The organism is Janthinobacterium sp. C22 (genome assembly GCF_057919405.1).
In genome coordinates, this window is sequence record NZ_CP193659.1 from 6018853 (window position 1) to 6036344 (window position 17492).

The window sequence follows — 17492 nt, forward strand, 5'->3', positions numbered from 1 at the left end:
CATGCCAACCGCCTTTGAACTCTGGAAAGCCGAATTACTAATTGTGGGCAATATCGTCCAGGATGGCGACAGCACCACGCCGCCCGCTGAAGCCCAGCGGCGCTTCCAGCGCTACTGCGCCATGCTCGATGCGCTGACGGGGAATGAAGGCGCGCACTACGCGCTGGCCGTTTTGCAATCCGTGCAGGCCGAGCACGATTACGGCGCCTACCAGACGGCCAACCGCGCCGCCTGGCGCTTCGGCGAGACCGCGTATTGCACGGCCCTGCTGCACGAATTGCCGCGCCTGATCGCCACCTTGCCCGACTGGGCCGGCGACTTTCTCGTCGGTATCGCCAACGGCGCCGGCACATCCCACGCCTCGGCCATCACCTGCTTCAACGCCCTGCTGGCCGGCGCGCCGCCCGAGTCCCATGCGCTGGTCGCGGCCTTTATTGCCGAGGAAGAAGACGATGGCTGGTTCGAGCATTGCCCTGGCGTGCTGGGGCATCCGTAGGGACCGCCTGCCTTTCCACTCCCTGTCCATATAACTACTTGAGGAATATCAATGTCGGTCTACGCCATCACCATCCCCAGCTTTGCACAGATGCTGCGCTCCCTGACGACGCTGTTAACTAAAGGCGAGGAGCGCGCCCAGGCGCTGGGTTTCGATCCGCAGAACCTGCTCGATGCGCGCCTGGCGCCCGACATGCACACCCTGGCGCGGCAGGTGGAATTCACGTGTACGCAGGCGCAGGAAGCCGTGTGCCGGCTGACGCGGCAAGCGCTGCCCCGGCTCGCCACGCCCGCCAGCATGGCGGAAGCCAAGGCGCTGATCGCGCACACGCTGGACTTGCTGGCCGCCGCGGACCGCAGCGCAATCGACGACAGTGCCCAGCAGCAAGTGTCGATCCCCCTGGCTGGCGGCTTGACGTTCGACATGACGGGCCTGGAATACGCGCTCAACTGGGCCACGCCGCAATTCTATTTTCACCTGGTGACGGCCTACAACATCCTGCGCCATAACGGCGTGCCGCTTGGCAAGGCCGAGTACGTACAACATATGTTTGCCTATGCACGCCCGGCATAGCCACGAGGTAGCCGTTGCCGGCGAACGCTACGCGGGCGTCATGCCTGGCGAGGATGGCGCCGCCGGCTACCAGTTGTTCCTGCTGCCCGGCGAGGCCGATGCCCTGCCCTGGCAAGCCGCGCTGGATTGGGCCGCGGCGCGCGGCGCCTGTTTGCCGACGCGCAGCGAACTGGCCCTGCTGCACGCCAACCTGGGCCACGCCGTCCCGGATGCCTGGTACTGGTCGTCGGAAGCGGACGCCATCCTGCCACGCATGGCCTGGAGCCACGATTTCGACAACGGCACCCAGTACAACTATCGCAAGACTTATTCTGGCCGCGCCTGCGCCGTGCGCCGGGCCGAACTGCCGCCCTCGGCCGCCGCGCCCGTCCCCTTGCGGCAGGGCGAACGCTACGCCGGCCTGATCCTCGGTACGGATGGCGCACCCGATTACCACCTGCTGCTGCTGCCGGACGAGTGCGAGCCGGAATACCAGTCCTGGCAAGCCGCATCCAACTGGGCCGCCAGCCTGGGCCACAGCCTGCCCAGCCGGCGCGAGCAGACCTTGCTGTATGCGACCTTGAAAGACGCATTCCGGCCGAACTGGCACTGGTCGAGCGAGCCCGGCGACATCGAGAGCGAAAGTTGGTGCAAGGATTTCGACACGGGCGTCGCCTACCAGAACGCGCGCGAATTTGACGGCTATGCGCGCTGCGTGCGCCGCGTGCTTGCTTAGCGCTTGTATAGTGCGCGTTTGCTCAGCCGAGCTGTCCCATCAAGGAAACCCATGCTGCTATCACTCGACGATCCCATCTGGCCAACCCTGGAAGGCGGCTACCGCATGCCCTATGACGTGGCCGGGGCGCTCAAGGCCATGCAGGCGGGCGAGGACGTCTGGCATGAGCTGTGGGAAGAGCTGCACCACCAGGGCGACGTGGGCGTCGCCTCGTATGCGGCCGTGCCCCAGCTCGTCCACCTGCTGGGCGGCGCCGATTCGCGCGAGGAAGATTTCTATGCGCTCATCGCCCTGATCGAACTGGAGCGCCACCGCCCGCACAATCCACCGCTCCCGGACTGGCTGGCCGCCAGCTACCAGGCTGCCTGGGCGCAGCTGCCCGCCATCGCCGCGCGCGACCTGCAGGGCCAGCTGGACCCCGCCATGCTGGAATCCGTATTCGCCGTGCTGGCCCTGGCCAAGGGCAGCTTGCGCCTGGGCGCCCTGCTGCTGCACATGGACTCGTCCGAAGCGGATGAGTGGCTGGAAGAGCGTCTCGGCTGGTCCGAAGTCTATGGCGCAGACGTCTAGCGGCTAAAAACGCTCGTCGCGCAGCGCCGGCAGCACCAGTTCGCGCACGAACGAGGCATTCGACAGGTTCAGCAGCATGCGCACGACGGCGACGACGTCATGCACGGGGATCAGCTCGCCCTCGCCCCGCGCGGCGGCGTCCGCCAGCGGCACGGACAAGTCATCGTAGGTATTCAGATAACCGAGCTGCAGCGCCGTCACGGCGAGCCCCTGTGCACGGAAACCTTCACGCAAGGCATCGGCGATGCCGTTCAGGGCGAATTTCGAGGCGCTGAACGTCACTTCCGGACGGCCGCTCTGGCGCAGGCCGGATGTCGAGCCCGTGAGGATCAGCTGCGGCTTGCTGCTGGCCAGCAAGCGCGGCACCAGGCGCTTGAGCAGCAAAATGGTCGACGTGATGTTGGTATTGTCCATGTCGACGATGGTGTTATCCGCATCGCCGAGAAACGCGTAGTCATCGCTGAAGGCCTTTTCTTCCCATATGCCCAGGTTGTAGATCACCGCGTCCAGCGTAGCCGGCGCTTCACGCGCGATGCGTTCGACGGCCTCGGCGGGTGCGGCCAGGTCCGCCGCGATCCATTGCAGCCGTGTGTCCTGGCCGGCAGGCAAGTCGGCGGGTTGCTGGCGCGATACGCCGATGACGGCATGGCCGTCAGCGAGCAAACCGTCCACCAGCGCGCGTCCCAGGCCCCGGCTGGCGCCCACGATCATGATTTTCATGCGATGTCCTTTCCAATGAAGTCAACGCGGATGATAGCGGCGTTGTATTAAGCACAGCTGAGGCGGCTCCCCATACGCGCCGCATTTACTCACGCGGCGGAAATGCGTATGCTAGATCGGGCAATCTCCGATAACACACAAGAACGAGACACATGCCTACCTCCAACACCGCCGCAAGCAACGCCGCAAGCCGTCCCCTCACGCAACAAGACTACAAGACCCTGTCGCTGGCCGCCCTCGGCGGCGCGCTGGAGTTCTACGATTTCATCATCTTCGTCTTCTTTGCCAACGCCATCGGCCAGTTGTTCTTCCCGCCGGAAATGCCGGACTGGCTGCGTTTGCTGCAAACCTTCGGCATCTTCGCCGCCGGCTACGTCGTGCGTCCGCTGGGCGGCATCGTCATGGCCCACTTCGGCGACTTGCTCGGCCGCAAGCGCATGTTCACCCTCTCCATCCTGATGATGGCCGTGCCGACCCTGCTGATCGGCCTGCTGCCGACCTACGCCAGCATCGGCCTGGCCGCCCCGCTGCTGCTGCTCTTGATGCGCATCTTCCAGGGCGCGGCCGTGGGCGGCGAAGTGCCGGGCGCCTGGGTGTTTGTCTCCGAACACGTGCCGAGCCGCTACACGGGCTTTGCCTGCGGCGTGCTGACGGCCGGCCTGACGGTCGGCATCCTGCTCGGTTCGCTCGTGGCGACGGGATTGAATACCGTCTACACGCCGGCAGAAATCACCGAAGGCGCCTGGCGCTATCCGTTCTTGCTGGGCGGCATCTTCGGCTTTGGCGCCATGTATCTGCGCCGCTGGCTGCATGAAACCCCGGTCTTCGCGGAAATGCAGCAGCGCAAGGCGCTGGCCACGGAAATGCCTTTGAAATCCGTGCTGCGCAGCCACCGCGGCGCCGTCGTCGTGTCGATGCTGCTGACGTGGATGCTGTCGGCCGGCATCGTCGTCGTCATCCTGATGACGCCTGCCCTGCTGCAAAAGATCCACCACATCGCGCCGCGCACCACGCTGGTGGCCAATACCGTGGCGACCCTGTGCCTGGCCTTCGGCTGCATCATCGCCGGCATGCTGGCCGACCGCCTGGGCGGCAAGCGCGTGATCTTCACCGGCTCCGTGCTGCTGGCCATCAGTACCTATATCTTCTACACGACGATAGGCAGCCGCCCCGACCTGCTGCTGCCCCTGTACGCGATGACGGGCCTGTTCGTCGGCGTCGTCGGCGCCGTGCCCTACGTGCTGGTACAGGCGTTCCCGGCGCAAGTGCGCTTCTCGGGACTGTCGTTTTCCTACAACTTGTCGTACGCGATATTCGGCGGCCTGACGCCCGTGGTCGTGACCCTGATGCTGAAGAACAACGTGCTGGGCCCCGCCTATTATGTGATCGGCGTGTGCGTGATCGGCATGCTGACGGCGCTGTTCATCAAGGACCAGCGGCAGACGGTGGGACGCTAGATTCGCGCCCTGCGGCAATCACCGCAACACTATTTCCCCAGGCAGGCGCCAGGTGCGCCTGCCATCATTTCCAGGCTACAGACATGCATGCCCACCGTCCCGCACTGATCATCATCGACATGCAACAAGGCATGGCCAGCCCTGCCGCCGGAAGCCGCAACAATCCCGCCGCGGAACGCCAGATCGCCACCCTGCTGCAAGCCTGGCGCGCAGCGGACGCCACCGTCGTGCATGTGCGCCACATTTCCAGAACGCCAGGCTCGCCCTTCTGGCCCGGCCAGTCCGGCGTGGAATTCCAGGCAGCGCTGGCGCCGTTACCGGAAGAGCATGTCGTGGAGAAAAATGTGCCCGATGCCTTCATCCATTCGGGACTGGAACGCTGGCTGCGCGTGCGCAGCATCAGCAAGCTGGTCATCGTGGGCGTCAGCACCAACAATTCCGTGGAATCGAGCGCGCGCACGGCGGGCAATCTGGGCTTTGCCACGCAAGTCGTCGCCGATGCGTGCTTTGCGTTTGCTCAAATCGATTATGCGGGCACGCCAAGAACGGCGGACGAGGTGCATGCGATGGCGCTGGCCAATTTGCACGGCGAGTATGCGCAAGTGGTGACGACGGCGCAGGTGCTCGATGCGCTGTCCCGCCCTGCTCCTGCGCCAGGACGGCAGCTTGTCCGCTAAGCTGTAGCTGGCACGCGACACTTGCACTGAAAAGCAATGGCGCAGTGCCCTTTCCACATTGCAAACAGACATAAACAAGCCACAGCCACCTTCGGGTGGCTTTTTTCGCCCCGATTTTGTCGCGCTGCACCAAATTCTGAAAAGACGTTTCACATCGCGGAATTCCGAACAGCAGACTCATCAATAAATCCTCTCACTTTTTGAAAATTCATTTCATATCCTGAAAAATCATAATTAAGCCATTGAAAAACAAAGACTTAATTTAAGTTATATGTCTTATATAAGACTTGAAGATCGGCGCGAATCGGCCTACAATTTAGTCATGCAGTTTGCTTCGACAAGACGTTGTGGCGCACTCGGCGATTTTCTCAAACATAGCTTTTCTTTTAGGAGATTCACATGTCCCAATATCAAGACGACATCAAGGCTGTTGCTGGTTTGAAAGACCAACAAGGCAGCGCCTGGAACGCCATCAATCCCGAGTCCGCCGCCCGCATGCGCGCCCAGAACAAGTTCAAGACCGGCCTGGACATCGCCAAGTACACGGCGAAGATCATGCGCAACGACATGGCTGCCTACGATGCAGACCCATCGAAATACACCCAGTCGCTCGGCTGCTGGCACGGTTTCATCGGTCAGCAGAAGATGATCTCGATCAAGAAACACTTCAACAGCACCGACCGCCGCTACCTCTACCTGTCCGGCTGGATGGTCGCCGCCCTGCGCTCCGAGTTCGGCCCGCTGCCGGATCAGTCGATGCATGAAAAAACCGCCGTCTCGGCCCTGATCAAGGAACTCTACACCTTCCTGCGCCAGGCCGATGCCCGTGAACTGGGCGGCCTGTTCCGCCAGCTGGACGCGGCCCAAGGTGCTGAAAAGCAAGCCATCCAGGCCAAGATCGACGGCCACGTCACCCACGTCGTGCCCATCATCGCCGACATCGACGCCGGTTTCGGCAATGCCGAAGCAACGTATCTGCTGGCGAAACAGTTCATCGAAGCGGGCGCCTGCTGCATCCAGATCGAAAACCAGGTGTCCGACGAGAAACAATGCGGCCACCAGGACGGTAAGGTCACGGTGCCGCACGAAGACTTCCTGGCCAAGATCCGCGCCATCCGCTACGCCTTCCTGGAACTGGGCGTGGACGACGGCATCATCGTCGCCCGCACGGACTCCCTGGGCGCCGGCCTGACCAAGCAGATCGCCGTCACGAATGAGCCAGGCGATCTGGGCGACCAATACAACTCCTTCCTCGATTGCGAAGAAGTGTCGGCCGACGCGCTGGGCAATGGCGACGTCATCATCAAGCGCGAAGGCAAGCTGCTGCGTCCAAAACGCCTGCCGAGCAACCTGTTCCAGTTCCGCGCCGGTTCCGGCGAAGAGCGTTGCGTCTTGGATTGCATCACCTCGCTGCAAAACGGCGCCGACCTGCTGTGGATCGAAACGGAAAAACCGCATATCGCGCAAATCGGCGGCATGGTCAGCGAAATCCGCAAGGTCATCCCGAACGCCAAGCTCGTGTACAACAACAGCCCGTCGTTCAACTGGACCCTGAACTTCCGCCAGCAGGTGTATGACACCATGAAGGCCGACGGCAAGGACGTGTCCGCCTACGAACGCGCCCAGCTGATGAGCGTGGAATACGACCAAACGGAACTGGCGATCGCCGCCGACGAGAAGATCCGCACCTTCCAGGCCGACTCGGCCCGCGAAGCCGGCATCTTCCACCACCTGATCACCCTGCCGACCTACCACACGGCAGCCTTGTCGACCGACAACCTGGCCAAGGAATACTTCGGCGACCAGGGCATGCTGGGCTACGTGGCCGGCGTGCAGCGCAAGGAAATCCGCCAGGGCATCGCCTGCGTGAAACATCAAAACATGTCCGGCTCGGACATCGGCGACGATCACAAGGACTACTTCAGCGGCGAAGCGGCGCTCAAAGCTGCCGGTAAAGACAACACCATGAACCAGTTCTGAGCTTTTGGCTTGACGGTAGCGTGACAAAAGCCCGCTTCGGCGGGCTTTTTTGCGTCTGCGAAACAGCCCCCATCGCTGCGGCATTACCATGTCCGACAAGCAACTGACGGTACTCGCGTCCGCAATCAACACTTGATCTGCACTTTGCCGTTCAGTCCTGGCCGAACGGCATGCTTGGCCATGCTCAAGTTCATTACCAAAAGTAATCAAGTCCAGTATAATTAAATAAGAATGATTCTTATTTATAATCAACATCCTGCCCAGCGTCTCACCGCGCATACGCCATCGAGCCGCTCGTGTGCGCCGCGAGGGACGGCATCGCCGGGCATGGCAGCCGCCATGGGAGCAGCGCGCGTGACCCTGCATTATTACAACGAATTGCTTGGATTCTTCACCCGCTCCGTGTCTGACCGTCACACGGCAACCGACATCGTCCAGGAGTGCTATGCGCGGCTGATCGCCATGGAAGCGCGCGCCGCGCCGCATAACCCACGCGCCCTGCTGTATCGCATCGGCAAGAACATCGTCACCGACGGCGCCCGGCGCAAGCTGGCCGAGTCGCGCATGCTGGAAACCCTGACCCTGGTCGCCGCCGATGCCGCTCCTTCGCTGGAACGCGAAGCATGCGCGCGCCAGCAGCTGGAGCGCCTGCTGGCCCGCCTGGAAGCGATGCCGCGCAAGCGCCGCGAGGCTTTTATCCTGGTGCGCCTGTATGGCCTGACGCATGCGGAAGCGGCACGGCAGATGGCGTGCACGGAAGCCGCCATCGAAAAGCACATCGTGCGTGGCGTCATCGATTGCATCGATTTAAGCCGCCTGTTCGCTGACGCCAGGCATTGATTCTGACCCGCCATGTCTCCGCGCCAGTCCTTCGAGCACGCCCTGCTGCTGATCGCCCGCCGCCATGGCGGCGGTGCGGCTGCGGAGCTGGCTGCCGAGCAGGAACTGAGCAACTGGCGTGAGCACAGCAGCGACAACGATGCCATCTATCGCCTGGCCCTTGACGCCTGGCATGCTTCCAGTCCCGACGGGCTGCAGGATCGCATTGCGCGCCCTCTGCCTGCCGGCATTGCACGCCGCAAGATAGTCGTGGCGCTGGGCCTGCTGGGCATGGCCTCCCTGAGCGGAGCGGTGGGACGCTGGCACTGGCTGCAGCCGGTGGAGCTGGCCACACTGAACACTGGCCGCTCGCAGCTGCTGGTCCAGCGCATGGGGGACGGCAGCGAACTGCATCTGGCCGCACGCACCAGTGCCGCTGTCGCGTATTACCGCGACCGCCGCGAAGTGACGCTGAAGACCGGTGAAATCCACCTGCAAGTCAGCCGCGATGCCGCGCGGCCGTTCAGCGTGCACACCCGCTGGGGCAAGGTGACGGTGCTGGGCACCACTTTCACGGTGGCCGTGCGCGACAGCGCCATGTTCGTCGAAGTCGCGGAAGGCCATGTGGCCGTGTGGAGCGGCCAGGATAGCCACTTGCCCGCGCGCGGGCCAAGCGTCAGCCTGCGCGCGGGCCAGGCGGTTCGCATGGGCGCCGATGGCGCTGGCGCAGTGCACGCCGTGGCGGCCGCCAGCATTGGCGCCTGGAAAGATGGCTGGATGGTATTTAACCGCACGCCGCTCGGCGAAGCGATCCTGCGCTGGAACGACTACCTTGCGCGACCGTTGATGCTGGGCACGGACAAGTCTCTTGCCGGCCTCCGGCTGACGGGCAGCTTCCGTCTCGCCGAGCCCGACGTTTTCCTGCGGGTGCTGCCAACGATCCTGCCGGTCAGGCTGGGACGGTACGAGGATGGGCAAGCCATCATCCTGCCCAGGTAAATAGTAAGGCCGAGCCCCGCGCTGTAAACGGTCTGGGGCGCATTGAAAAATAATTGTCCGGTATTCAGCGAGTTCTGCGTCTTCAGCAAAACAACTTACCTCAAGGACATACCATGCCTGTGCAGCACATCCGCGGAACCCCCATCAAGCATCGCGCCGGCACCACGGCACAGCGCCAGTCTGCCCTATCGGCAACGCTGCTGGCGGCCTGCGCCATCTTCGGCAATCCTTCGTTCGCCCATGCCCAAGGCACCTCGTCCGCTGCCGCGGTGGCGGTGGAAAGGCAATTCGCCATCCCGCCCCTGCCATTGGGCCAGGCCATCAATGCGCTGGCACAGCAAGCGGGCACGGCGATCTCCGTGAACGCCGCGCTGGCAGAAGGGAAAAATGCGCCCGCCATCCAAGGCAAGATGACGCTGCAACAGGCGCTCGAGACAGCCCTGGCGGGCAGCGGCCTGGCGGCGGCCGGGAATGGCTCGGCCATGGTAATCGTGCCCGCCAGCCAGGCAACAGCGCAGATGCTGCCCGGCATCACCGTCCAGGCCGAACAGGAAACGGCCAACGAGCCCGTCTTCGGCTATATTGCCCGCCGCGCCGACACGGCCACCAAGACCGGCACGCCCATGCGCGAAATCCCGCAATCGGTCTCGGTAATCGGACGCACGGAAATCGAGGCGCGCGGCGCGCAGGACGTGATGGCCATCGTTGCCCAGACGCCCGGCATTTCCGTCAATACCTATGGTCCGGACAATCGCGGCTGGGAATATATCTCCCTGCGCGGCTTCAGCGGCAACAGCGGCAACTTCCGCGATGGCCTGTCGCAAACGCCCTTCGGCATCGTCTACCGTATGACCGAACCCTACCTGCTCGAGCGCGTGGAAGTGCTGCGCGGACCGGCCTCGGTGATGTTTGGCCAGGCCGATGCGGGCGGCATCATCAACCGTATCAGCAAGCAGCCAGGCGCCGAGCCGGCACGCGAGGTGGAGCTGCAGTACGGCAGCTTCAATCGCAAGCAGATCGGCATCGACCTGGGCGACACGTTAGCCCCAAACAGTGACTTCAGCTATCGCCTGACGGGCATGGCACTAGGCAGCGATGACCAGGACCGTTATCCGACCGGCCAGCGCATCAACCGCAAGCGCTTCGCCCTGGCACCCTCGCTGCGCTGGGCGCCCAACGCGACGACCTCGTTGACGCTACAGGCGGAGTTCCTGCGCAATGCATCCGGCGAAGATCCCTACTACGCGATCGCCGCGGACAAAAGCCTGACGCGGGTGAAGATGGGCGACCCCGCGTTCAGCCGCATCAGGCAGGACCAGAATTCCATCGGCTACCGCTTCGAACACGCGTTCAGCGACGACTGGAGCCTGCGTCAACACTTCCGCTACACGGATAACCGCGTGAAGCGCCGCGTTATCTGGGTGGACGAGCTGCAAGCCGACGAGCGCACCTATACGCGCATCGCGCGCACCTGGGACGACCAGCACCACCACACGGGGCTCGATACGCAATTGCTGGGTAAGCTGCACGGCGGCGACATCAAGCAAACCCTGCTTTTTGGCATCGACTGGAATCGTTCAAGGGGTGTCGCCAACCGCTTCATCGGCCCCACACTGGATCTTGACCTGCTCAACCCGGTCTACAACCAGCCCATCGCCATGCCGACGAAGCCATGGGCGAACTACACCCAGACGGCTGAACAGACCGGCTTGTATGGGCAAGACCAGATCAAGCTGTTCGACCGCTGGATAGTGACCCTGGGCGGCCGCCAGGATTACGCACGCAGCGTCACCGACGACCGGCTCAACGCCAGCCACACAGTCCAGAGCGACAGCGTCTTCAGCGGCCGCGCCGGGCTGAACTATCTGTTCGGAAATGGTTGGGCAAGCTACGCTGGCTACACGCAATCCTTCCTTTCCAACAACGGCGTCGACTACAACAACGATCCGTTGAAACCCAGCCGCGGCAAGCAGCTGGAGACCGGTGTGAAATACCAGCCTGACAATTCGCGCATCTTCTTTGGCGCCGCCCTGTTCGACTTGCGCAAGACCAACGTCGTCACCTATGACAACATCAGCGGCGATACCCGCCAGATCGGCAAGCAGCGCTCGCGCGGCATCGAGCTGGAAACCAAGGCCGAGCTGACCCGCGACCTGAACCTGACGGCATCGCTGACCAAGATGAACCTGAGGGTGCTGGAAAGCGCCGACCGCACCGAGGCCGGCAAGGTACCCGCCACGGAACCGCAGCAGATGGCCTCGCTCTGGCTGGACCAGACGCTGGCCAAGGGCTTCGGCATCGGCGGCGGCGTCAACTACGTCGGCCCGCGCCAGAACGACGAGGCAAACACGTCGCTGGCAGGCGGCTATACGCTCTTCACCGGCATGCTGAAATACGAGACGGTACGCTGGCAGCTCAGGCTCAACGCCAGCAACATGCTCAACAAGCGTTACTACACCATCTGCTACCACGGCGAATGTTACCTGGGCGCCGAGCGTGCGGTGACGGCAACGCTCAAATACCGGTTCTGATCGCTGGAGCGAGCCGCTTGATGAACGGCTCGCTCAGGCGCATCGGGCTTTGCGGCCTGCGATCCCCCCAGCGATACCGCTGATACCAACTCACTTACCGGCAATCGATATCGATCTCATTCTGCCCGACCTTGCTGCCTTTCCTGTAGGTAAATTCGCAAAGGCTGACACTGTCGTCCATTCTCCTCGACAGCGTTACCTCACCATGCACGCCGTAACCGCATTGCAACCACTTGCCGTCTGAATAGCGACCTTCCAGGCGATAGCTGAGCGTCGTCTCCCCTTTCTTCTTGCGCTTCCCGCTGGGCACCAGCTGCCCCTGCGCTGCGGCGCGCCATCGATCGGCGCCGCGGCACTCAGGTAGAGCGGGCTGCCGATATACGGCGTCCAGCCAGCTGGCACGGCATCCAGTTTGATTGAAGTCGCCGGCACGCTCTCCGGGCAGGCATCAGCGGCGGGCATCGCAGCCTGCGCAAACACAGGCAAGATGCAGCAGGCGAATGGCGGACCTGACCCTGGCCCTCGCAATGCCTCAGCACGTGTTCGAATGCCGGACCTGACCCTGGCCCTCGGAATGGCAGAAGTATCACCATGCACACCGTCACTGTATTGCAGCCACTTCCTGCATTTCCTCTATTTGACGATGGCAGAGCCTTAATAAATTCTTGATCATTTATTTCTCCGCAAAGTCTGGTCTGGCACAGCCGAAGATTCGGTGGCGGGCGGGGATCGGTTACAGGCTCGGAAGAAATTTATTGGAAGGCTGTGGCCGGCTGGAAGCTGGCGTCCGTTATCCCGTGTTCCGCCTCCCTGCCGCCGGGCTGATGCAAGCGCTTGACTGAAAACTCGCCGCATCGGAAAGTGTCCAAGTTTTTTCCCGAAATTTAACATGAAATATCGGCTTGACCGCCCTTGATTGGCTCTCGTCCTTCAAGATATGATGGCAAAAAAATTAATTTTGAGAAACTTACACAATCCACCGACATTTTGCTCCCGCACTTCAAAAGCTACAGCGAAATATTTTGCAACCGAGCGAGAGTCGCTCAATCAGAAACACTCAATACAAAGGATTTTCAAGCATGGCAAATGATTTGGACGAAGTAACTGGCCCGATAAATGAGCAAGGGCGCGACATCAACGTCATCAGCAAGCAAATCTCCGTCCAAGTCGGCACCGGGTCGCTCATATTTGAAATCGCCCTGTGGGCGGTCCTTCCGTTGATCGGCGGCTTGGCGCTGCTGACCGGTGCGTTGCCGCAAACGTACGGCTTGGGACTCCTGGTGCTGGGGGCACTGCCAGGCCTGGTCTTCCTCTTCATGAAGATCTCCGCCCTGGCGTATCTGCGCAAGCTGCAGCAGAAAATCCAGGCCGATGCGTCACAGATCGACAATTATCTGGAACAGCGCGTCGTCGTCCTGAACAACGTGGTTGGCCTGGTCGCAAAAGCGATCGACCTCGACAAGGACGTGATGAAGTCGGTAGCGGCTTACCGGAGCGGACACAACGCCGACGCCGAACGCAATCAGGCATCCCAGAAAATCGACGGGATTTTTTCCCGCATTAACCTGGCGTTCGAAGCCTACCCGGATCTGAAGGCACACGCCGTCATTGCCGATGCCATGCGCCAGAACAGTTATCTGCAAAAGGAAGTGACCGCCGCGCGCACGCTGTATAACGATACCGTCGGCATGTGGAACCAGGACGTCTTTGCCTGGCCGACCAAGCAAATCGTTGCGGCGCGGCAAGGTTATACCACGCGCATTCCTTTCACTGCCTCCGCCGAAACCAAGGCTGCCGCCCGGAGCGTCTTCTTTTGATCCACGACGTCCATGAACCATTGGAGCAGTATTCTTCCCATTTCAAAAATGCTCACGCCAGCAGTACGTCGGACTTTTTCGAAGACCTCGTGCGCCGTTCCGGCGTGGACGAGAACGCCAACATCGCGACGGTGCAGGAACTACGCGTGCTCGAAAAGCAGGCCGCGGGCGCCGGTTCCAGCAACAAATGGTGGCGTATCCTGCGCGGCGCCAGCATCGTCGCCGCGCTACTGGCGGCACTCTATCTCTACGCCTATTACGCATGGCCATGGCTCGTGGTTCCAGCGATTGCGCTTGCCGTCGCGATTCATACGCTCAACCGCATCATCAACGATTCCGACGCGCAATTAAAGCGGCTGCAGGAAGCCTGCGACGAGAAGCGTGCCGTGGCCTGGGGCCAGATGGTGCCGCTGAACCGCCTGTACGACTGGGATATCGTGACGAAGCTGATGCAACAAACAGTGCCTCGCATCGCATTCGACCCGTATTTCAGCAACGGCCGCATGGAAGAGCTGCGCACCAGCTTTGGCTGGTATGGCAATCTTGGTGACGACAACTCGATCGTGTTCTCGCACAGCGGCGTACTGAACGGCAACCCGTTCATTCTTGCGCGCACCTTGTCACACTCGATGGGCAGCAAGACATACCATGGCTCGCTGGCTATCAGCTGGACGGAACAGTACCGCAATTCGCAAGGCAAAACGGAAACCAGAACCCGCCACGAAACTCTGCGGGCCTCGATCGAACGTCCGATGCCCGAGTACGAGAACCAGACATTTATCGTCTACGGCAACGAAGCGGCGCCGGATCTCGTGTTCAGCCGCCACCCGTCAAAACTCTCCAGTCTGGAGGACGGCTTCTTCGACAAATGGCGGAAGAATCGCGCCATCAAGAAGCTGGAAGAAAAGTCGCGCGATGTCGACGAGGGGAATACTTTTACGGTGATGGCCAACCGCGAATTCGACGCCTTGTTCGATGCCACGGACCGCAACCATGAGGTACAGTTCCGGCTGTTGTTCACGCCGTTGGCGCAACAGGAAATGCTCAAGCTGCTCAAGGATAGTCAGACAGGTTTTGGCGACACGTTCGTATTCGAAAAAACCCGCATGATCAACGTGCTGGAGTCGGGACATATGCGCGCGACCGATATCAGCGGCGCCCCGGAGAAATTCTTTGCCTACGAACTTGCCCAGGCGCGCCTGTTTTTCAACGCCTATCACAACGATTTCTTCAAGTCGTTCTACTTTGGGATCGCCCCGCTGCTTGCCATCCCCTTGTACCAACAGCATCGCCCGCACTCGGACATCTATCAAGACACGTATTCGCACAAACCCTGTTTCTGGGAGCATGAAGCGATTGCCAATTACCACGGCGAGGCAATGTTCAAGCATCCCGAGTGCGTCACGCGAAGTATCCTGAAGACCTCCATGCAACAGGAGGCCGACGGATCGCAGAAAGTGCAGGTAACGGCCAGCGGCTTCCGCAGCGTCGCGCGAACCCACTACGTCTCCGTGAGAGGTGGAGATGGCCGCTCCCATCAAGTTCCAGTGCATTGGGACGAGTACTTCGAGGTCGAGAATAGCGCCAACATGCTGGTAAAGGAAACGGCTGCGCCAGACAACACTGCGACGGATGATGTCGCGTTGCCGCTGGCCTTTTCACAGCGTGGCATCGATGCCGGAAGGACGGTGCTGCGCCGGTCGATTGTTTCGGCGGTATTGGCTGGTTAGGGAGACTTTGCGGATTGCCGTGGCGGAAGTTGGGCGCTTTAGTATGAAATCAGAAAGCGGCGTGTCGGCGGCGTGCGGGTCCGCCAGTTGGACACGAACTGATGCGCTAGGCATCGTAGAAGCATGCTCCTTTGCAAAGCTGATTAGAACCACGAATGCGCGCCGCAGACGCGCGGGGCTGCTGCGCAGCGGCAGCAGTTGGTCAATTCGGGAAGAGCCGGGCCGGTAGGCTCGACCCTTCGAATGCACCGCGCAGGGTGAGGCAGGGAATTCGCAGGACACTGCTCGCGCCTGCGGAACGAGGTGCTCCTCTCCGCCGGACACAAAAAAGACCACACGAAGGTCGCCTTTTGCTTTTGTGTCTATGGGAGAGGGGGATTCGAATCGGTCTTAGACCCTTATAAATGCTATGTATTTGCACGTTGGGATCGCAAACGCGGCCTTAAAAGTGGTATTAATACAACAAATAGTGATCCGCGATATCGATCCCACACCAATCTCGACAACTTCAGCCACCTTGCCGGAATCGAATCACCTATAAAATGTTGGTACAAAATAGGTGAAAAGTGCCAACACACATACCAACAGAACTAATTGGTTCCTGAGCTCGGTTCCGTTTCCTTTCCGCTACGTAAAATTACTCGACTCCGCAACGAAGTAATGTGCATCATATCCCAAGAGAAATAACCATTAATATTGCTACAGAGCATTTTTTGCTTTAGTAATTCTTTTGGGTGCTTTTTTAGTACGACTCGACTCCAATACTTTGGCAGCAGAATTTACTGCAGCCTCCCATTTTTCAAAGTCTTTCGGAGCATCAACTTCAACCCGGCTATTAAAGTTGGGCGTTGGCAAAAACCAAAGCCCATAAGCACTTCTGGCTGTAAAATTCGCAATATGTTCACGAAATGCGCTATAAAGCATTCCATAACCAGTTCCTCGCACTACTTGAAAACGCCTCAAACCTTCGTCTTTCCCCCTAAAGTGCAAGTATGCGGCACCTTCAATGGTAAGCGAATATGGCAAGATGACATCATCGACTTGTTTAGATTGTCGAATCGACACTTTCAAAAATAATGTAAAGTGTCGGGGATCGTTCAACTCATCGTCAGGATAAATAAGGTCGGTCCCAAGCTCAAACTTTACTTTATTGAAATCGAAATCAATCTGAGGGAAAAAATTTTCATCTTTACTCAAGACAAAATCAGGATTGATTTCGATATCAAACCGACGAAACTCAAGACGTGAGAGTAAAAAGACACTAGGATTCATAATGTACTCAAGCATTTACACAAATAGGTTCAAAAACTCCTGATGTTTTAGGATAGTTAGTCCTTCTATTCACACCCTTCCTAAAACTACTAAGCTGCACGACATTGGAGCCTCCTGCTCCAATGTCTTCTGCATCTACAAAATAGCTAGAAACCATATCTTCATCAAAAACATATGAGAAACTCGATTCCCTTTCCCCAAAATCAATAGACAAAGGAGCACCCAAAGCATCGGCCAACATGTACAACGTATCAATTTGGATATTTTGATTTCCATTCAAAAGCCGAGAAATTCCCGCTTCTGAAATTCCCATCCGAATGGCCATATCTCGATTGAGCAATTGGTTTTGTCGCATCAATTTTCGCACCTGTTGGATCGGCTCAGCTCGGCGAACTCCAGCCCACAGGCCTTTTCTTTCCGCAACTTCTTCTGCAACGATCTCATTATTTGGTGACATTTTTTTCCTCACAAATTTCAAATTTTCCACGAGATTGAAGAATCGCCTTGATGTCATCAACACAAACATCGATTATTTCCTTCGGCGTCTTCTGATCTTTTTTATGGCAAACTGTTAATAAAAATATAGTTTTTCTTCCATTTGGCAACCCCTCCTTTAACGGGAAAAAGTACAACCGGTCTTTGTTGTTAGGCTTCAACTCCCAGACCTTGTACGTGTTACCTTCATATAGGAACGAATGTGCGATCTTACAACCAACTCCGTTTTGGTCGAACACTGCTTGATAGTCCTCTTCACAAACCGCTGGGTACAACTCACCAAGCGCTCGGAGAACAGCAGATTTCTTGCTTACATGATCAAGCTGTTTTTCAATGCTCTTAGGATATCGGCCATTAAGTTGCCCGCAATCCTTTACCACAATAGCAACATCCCACTTCTGCACTGACGGAGAAATGAGCTTCGTCCCTGGAGGGATCTTGGCCACCATTTCGAAGGCCCGCTGATGAGTAAGTTTGGCTGCTTTCATAGATTGGAATCGATCTTAACACATAAGTTAAGTTTTCTGCGCACAGACCTGCAAAAATCCTTGACATTAGCCAACCTGCCGTCACTGCGTTTTTGATGACGATTTTTGTGCATAGCTACCATCGCGATTGCGGTCGCAAAGCTGCTTGAGTTG

Annotated in this window: 17 protein-coding genes; 12 read left to right on the forward strand and 5 right to left on the reverse strand. The window is 59.4% G+C overall.

Translation table 11 applies throughout. The annotated features are described in order from the left end of the window. Window position 1: 1 nt before the first annotated feature. The 4 genes from ACRHIG_RS28355 to ACRHIG_RS28370 are packed head-to-tail and all read left to right on the forward strand — an operon-like array spanning window position 2 to window position 2354. Entirely contained in the window at window positions 2-496 is a 495-nt protein-coding gene (locus tag ACRHIG_RS28355) for a hypothetical protein (RefSeq protein WP_489628666.1), read from the forward strand. 51 nt (window positions 497-547) lie between these two features. Beyond that, window positions 548-1069 carry a DUF1993 domain-containing protein gene (locus ACRHIG_RS28360; RefSeq protein WP_489628667.1) on the forward strand — a complete coding sequence of 174 codons (522 nt, stop codon included), beginning with the start codon at window positions 548-550 and terminating at the stop codon, window positions 1067-1069. Continuing rightward, window positions 1053-1784, forward strand: a complete 732-nt coding sequence (locus tag ACRHIG_RS28365; RefSeq protein WP_489628668.1) for an Lcl C-terminal domain-containing protein — start codon at window positions 1053-1055, stop codon at window positions 1782-1784. Before ACRHIG_RS28360 ends, ACRHIG_RS28365 begins: the two co-directional genes overlap by 17 nt. Window positions 1785-1835: 51 nt before the next feature. Continuing rightward, window positions 1836-2354 (forward strand): hypothetical protein, encoded by a 519-nt coding sequence (locus ACRHIG_RS28370; protein WP_489628669.1) that lies wholly within the window; start codon window positions 1836-1838, stop codon window positions 2352-2354. Window positions 2355-2357: 3 nt separating this feature from the next. On the opposite strand, the gene ACRHIG_RS28375 is transcribed toward ACRHIG_RS28370, so the two are convergent. After that, a complete protein-coding gene (locus ACRHIG_RS28375; protein WP_489628670.1) occupies window positions 2358-3074 on the reverse strand; it encodes an SDR family oxidoreductase in 717 nt (238 codons plus the stop codon). A 152-nt stretch (window positions 3075-3226) separates the two neighbouring features. Between ACRHIG_RS28375 and ACRHIG_RS28380 the strand changes: the two genes are divergently transcribed. The 6 genes from ACRHIG_RS28380 (at window position 3227) to ACRHIG_RS28405 (ending at window position 11537) form a co-directional block, all read left to right on the forward strand. Then, window positions 3227-4531 (forward strand): MFS transporter, encoded by a 1305-nt coding sequence (locus ACRHIG_RS28380; protein WP_489628671.1) that lies wholly within the window; start codon window positions 3227-3229, stop codon window positions 4529-4531. Between the two features lie 83 nt (window positions 4532-4614). Next, window positions 4615-5208: a cysteine hydrolase family protein gene (locus tag ACRHIG_RS28385; RefSeq protein ID WP_489628672.1), complete on the forward strand. Its 594-nt coding sequence runs from the start codon at window positions 4615-4617 to the stop codon at window positions 5206-5208. A 399-nt stretch (window positions 5209-5607) separates the two neighbouring features. Further along, window positions 5608-7188 (forward strand): isocitrate lyase, encoded by a 1581-nt coding sequence (locus ACRHIG_RS28390; protein WP_326458610.1) that lies wholly within the window; start codon window positions 5608-5610, stop codon window positions 7186-7188. 339 nt (window positions 7189-7527) lie between these two features. Next, complete coding sequence (locus ACRHIG_RS28395; protein WP_489628673.1) at window positions 7528-8028, forward strand: RNA polymerase sigma factor; 501 nt, start codon at window positions 7528-7530, stop codon at window positions 8026-8028. A gap of 12 nt (window positions 8029-8040) precedes the next feature. After that, a complete protein-coding gene (locus tag ACRHIG_RS28400) occupies window positions 8041-9006 on the forward strand; it encodes a FecR family protein (protein WP_489628674.1) in 966 nt (321 codons plus the stop codon). 113 nt (window positions 9007-9119) lie between these two features. After that, a complete protein-coding gene (locus ACRHIG_RS28405; RefSeq protein WP_489628675.1) occupies window positions 9120-11537 on the forward strand; it encodes a TonB-dependent siderophore receptor in 2418 nt (805 codons plus the stop codon). Between the two features lie 94 nt (window positions 11538-11631). Here the strand turns inward: ACRHIG_RS28405 and ACRHIG_RS28410 are convergent, their stop codons facing one another. Continuing rightward, window positions 11632-11982 carry an STY0301 family protein gene (locus ACRHIG_RS28410; RefSeq protein WP_489630888.1) on the reverse strand — a complete coding sequence of 117 codons (351 nt, stop codon included), beginning with the start codon at window positions 11980-11982 and terminating at the stop codon, window positions 11632-11634. 634 nt (window positions 11983-12616) lie between these two features. On the opposite strand from ACRHIG_RS28410, the gene ACRHIG_RS28415 reads away from it, so the two are divergent. Together ACRHIG_RS28415 and ACRHIG_RS28420 are read left to right on the forward strand one after the other, a co-directional pair. Then, window positions 12617-13354 (forward strand): LemA family protein, encoded by a 738-nt coding sequence (locus tag ACRHIG_RS28415; RefSeq protein ID WP_489628676.1) that lies wholly within the window; start codon window positions 12617-12619, stop codon window positions 13352-13354. Further along, a complete protein-coding gene (locus ACRHIG_RS28420) occupies window positions 13351-15084 on the forward strand; it encodes an MAG1210 family protein (RefSeq protein ID WP_489628677.1) in 1734 nt (577 codons plus the stop codon). The genes ACRHIG_RS28415 and ACRHIG_RS28420 overlap by 4 nt, the downstream gene beginning before the upstream one ends. A 699-nt stretch (window positions 15085-15783) precedes the next feature. Here ACRHIG_RS28420 and ACRHIG_RS28425 read toward each other — a convergent pair. Genes ACRHIG_RS28425 through ACRHIG_RS28435 form a run of 3 tightly spaced genes read right to left on the reverse strand, consistent with a single transcriptional unit; the run spans window position 15784 to window position 17339 of the window. Continuing rightward, window positions 15784-16356: a hypothetical protein gene (locus ACRHIG_RS28425; protein WP_489628678.1), complete on the reverse strand. Its 573-nt coding sequence runs from the start codon at window positions 16354-16356 to the stop codon at window positions 15784-15786. Between the two features lie 7 nt (window positions 16357-16363). Further along, the gene (locus ACRHIG_RS28430; RefSeq protein ID WP_489628679.1) at window positions 16364-16813 is read right to left on the reverse strand and encodes an XRE family transcriptional regulator; all 450 of its coding nucleotides are present in this window, start codon (window positions 16811-16813) and stop codon (window positions 16364-16366) included. Continuing rightward, on the reverse strand, window positions 16800-17339 hold the full coding sequence (locus tag ACRHIG_RS28435) for a hypothetical protein (RefSeq protein WP_489628680.1): 540 nt from the start codon (window positions 17337-17339) through the stop codon (window positions 16800-16802). The genes ACRHIG_RS28430 and ACRHIG_RS28435 overlap by 14 nt, the downstream gene beginning before the upstream one ends. Window positions 17340-17492: the final 153 nt, after the last annotated feature.